Source organism: Verrucosispora sp. SN26_14.1 (assembly GCF_004307965.1).
Lineage (GTDB): Bacteria > Actinomycetota > Actinomycetes > Mycobacteriales > Micromonosporaceae > Micromonospora.
In genome coordinates this window covers 1-2641 of sequence record NZ_SISL01000631.1, presented here as the reverse complement: position 1 = coordinate 2641, position 2641 = coordinate 1, and the positions used below count along the sequence as shown (strand labels likewise).

Annotated in this window: 3 protein-coding genes; 2 read left to right on the top strand and 1 reads right to left on the bottom strand. The window is 72.9% G+C overall.

Features of this window, described 5'->3' with window-relative positions; translation table 11 throughout:
• Nucleotides 1-946 (bottom strand): LLM class F420-dependent oxidoreductase (locus EYA84_RS30180; protein ID WP_131057584.1); only part of this gene is annotated, 946 nt, incomplete at its 3' end.
• Between the two features lie 24 nt (nucleotides 947-970).
• On the opposite strand from EYA84_RS30180, the gene EYA84_RS30175 reads away from it, so the two are divergent.
• Together EYA84_RS30175 and EYA84_RS30170 are read left to right on the top strand one after the other, a co-directional pair.
• Nucleotides 971-2296, top strand: a complete 1326-nt coding sequence (locus EYA84_RS30175) for a low temperature requirement protein A (RefSeq protein ID WP_131057582.1) — start codon at nucleotides 971-973, stop codon at nucleotides 2294-2296.
• 55 nt (nucleotides 2297-2351) lie between these two features.
• Nucleotides 2352-2641 (top strand): DUF1028 domain-containing protein (locus tag EYA84_RS30170; protein ID WP_131057579.1); only part of this gene is annotated, 290 nt, incomplete at its 3' end.

The window sequence follows — 2641 nt, the reverse complement described above, 5'->3', positions numbered from 1 at the left end:
CCACCAGCGCGGCCAGCGCCGCCGGGTCCCCGGCGGGCACCTCCGGCGTGGGCAGCAGCGCCAGCACCGGCACCTGCACCCCGGCCTCGGTGTAGCGGCGCACCTCGGCGCGGCACCGCTCGGGTGAGCCGTGCACGATCAACGCGTCGACCACCTCGTCCGGCACCGCCGCCAACGCGCCACGCCGGTCCCCGGCCGCCCAGGCCCGCCACATGCCCTCCAGCGCCTCCTCGCGGCCGAGCCAGCGGTGAAACGCCGCGTACGCGGGCACCGTCAGATAGCTGGTGATCATCCGCCGGCCCAGGGCACGGGCGTAGTCGACGTCCTCGGTCGGGCAGACGAAGATCCGCGCGACCACGTCAAACTGTGGGCGCCGCTCACCCAGCTCGGCCACCGCCCGGGGCACGTCGGTGGCGGCCAGCCAGTTCAGGATCACCCCGTCGGCCTCGGCGGCGGCCAACCGCAACATGCCCGGCCGCAGCGCGGCCAGCAGCAGCGGCGGCGGCACCAGCGGCGGCCGTTCCAGCGTGAAGCGACGGACCGCGAAGGTGTCGAAGTCCCCGTCGACCGTCTCCCCGCGCAACGCGGCCCGCAGGAACGCCAGCACGTCCCGGGTCCGCCGCAGCGGCTCGGTGAACTCCACCGCGTTCCAGTCAGTGACCACCACCGGCGACGACGCGCCGATGCCGAGGGCGAACCGGCCGGGAGCGACGTCGGCGAGCGCGGCGGCGCTCATCGCCAGCAGGCCCGGCCCCCGGGTGAACACCGGCGCGATCGCGGTGCCCAGCCGCAGGCGGGGCTGCCACGCCGCGGCGAGCGCCAACGGGGTGAACGCGTCGGCGCCGTTGACCTCGGCGGACCACACGTCGGTGAAACCGGCGTCGGCCAGGGCCGCGTACATCGCGGCGTGGTCGGCGAGCGGGATCGCGCCCAACGGCACCGTCATTGCCCATCGCGTCGTCATCGGTCGATGGTGCCCGGTGCCGCACCCACCGAGCAAGATCTGGTCGGCTTCCCGGAATACCCCGCTGAGCTGCCCCGCACGGTGCTACGACAGCAGGATGAGCTGGACCGGCGCACGGGGCAGCCGACCGTGACGCGTTTCGCCGGTCGGCTGACGCCGGTCTCCCAACCGGGCCGGGCCACGTTCCTGGAACTCTTCTTCGACCTCGTCTTCGTGTTCGCGCTCACCCGCATCTCCGCCCGCTCGTTCGAGGACCTGGCGCTGGAACCCGGCGGCGCCTCCGGCTGGACGCCGGTGACCGGTGGCCTGAAGACACTGCTGTTGCTGCTGGCGCTCTGGGCGCTGTGGCAGAACACCGCCTGGGCGACCAGCCGCTACGACCCGTACCACGGCGGAGTGCAGCTCATCGTCATGATCGCCCTGGTCTGCAGCATGGTGATGGGCGTGGCCATCCCCCAGGCGATCACCGCCTCCGGGCTGGCCTTCGCGGTCGCGTACGTGGTGGCGCAGGTCGCCCGCCCGCTGATCCTGCTCGCCTACGACACCCCCGAACGGGCCCTGAAGGCCCGCACCGCGATCACCTTCACCGCCTCCGGCGTGCTGTGGATCATCGGGGCGCTGCTCCCGGTCAACCCACGGGTGATCCTCTGGACCAGCGCGCTGGGCCTGGAATACGTCTCCGGCCGGTACGGCTACCCCGTGCCCGGGCTGGGCCGCTCCACGGTCTCCCGCTGGGACATCTCCAGCGAACACCTGGCCGAGCGCTACCAGCAGTTCTTCCTCATCGCCCTCGGCGAGACCGTGCTGGTCGCCGGCTTCTCCTACAGCGGCGGCACCTATCCCCCGTCACAGACCGTGGCGTTCGCGCTCGCACTGGCCACCTCCATCCTGCTGTGGCGCATCTACGTCCAGCGCGCCGGTCAGATCCTCGGCGAAGCCGTCGCCCGCGCCCGGCAACCGGCCGGCATCGGCCGTTCCGCCGCCGACACCCACCTGGTCATGGTGGTCGGGCTCACCGCCACCGCCGTCGGCTACGAACTGGCCATCCAACACCCGCTCTACCGCCCCGAACCCGCCTGGATCGTCATGATCCTCGGCGGCCCGGTGGTGTTCCTGCTCGGCCGGGCCCGCTTCGAGTACGAGGTGTTCCACCGCGTCTCCGCACCCCGCTGGATCTCCGCACTGCTGCTGACCGCCGCCGTACCGCTGGCCGTCCACCTCCCGCCGGTCTACTCGCAGATGCTGGTCCTCGTGGTGCTCGGCGTGGTCGCCCTCACCGACTCCCTGCGCGCCCGCAACAAGGCCCCCGAACCGGCCGCCCCACCCTTCTGACACCCCGCCGCCCGGCACCGGCAACACGGCCCTGACCAGCGCTAACCTGGCTGTCGTGACCTTCTCGCTCGTCGCCCGATCCACCGACGGCCGCACTTACGGCATCGTCGTGGCCAGCCGCTTCCTGGCCGCCGGCGCCCTCGTCCCGGCCGCCGAGGCCGACCTCGGCGCGATCGCCACCCAGGCCCACGTGAACCTCGCCTACCGGCCGCAGGGACTGGCCCTGCTCCGCACCGGCGTACCCGCCGCCCACGTCGTCGCCGGCCTCGTCGCCGCCGACCCGGAACGCGACCACCGGCAACTCGGTGTGGTCGCGACGAGATCTCGCAGACCGCCATGTACACC

Coding starts and splice junctions, on each gene's coding strand:
- EYA84_RS30175 (WP_131057582.1), top strand. CDS start 971: ATGGTGCCCGGTGCCGCACCCACCGAGCAAGATCTGGTCGGCTTCCCG.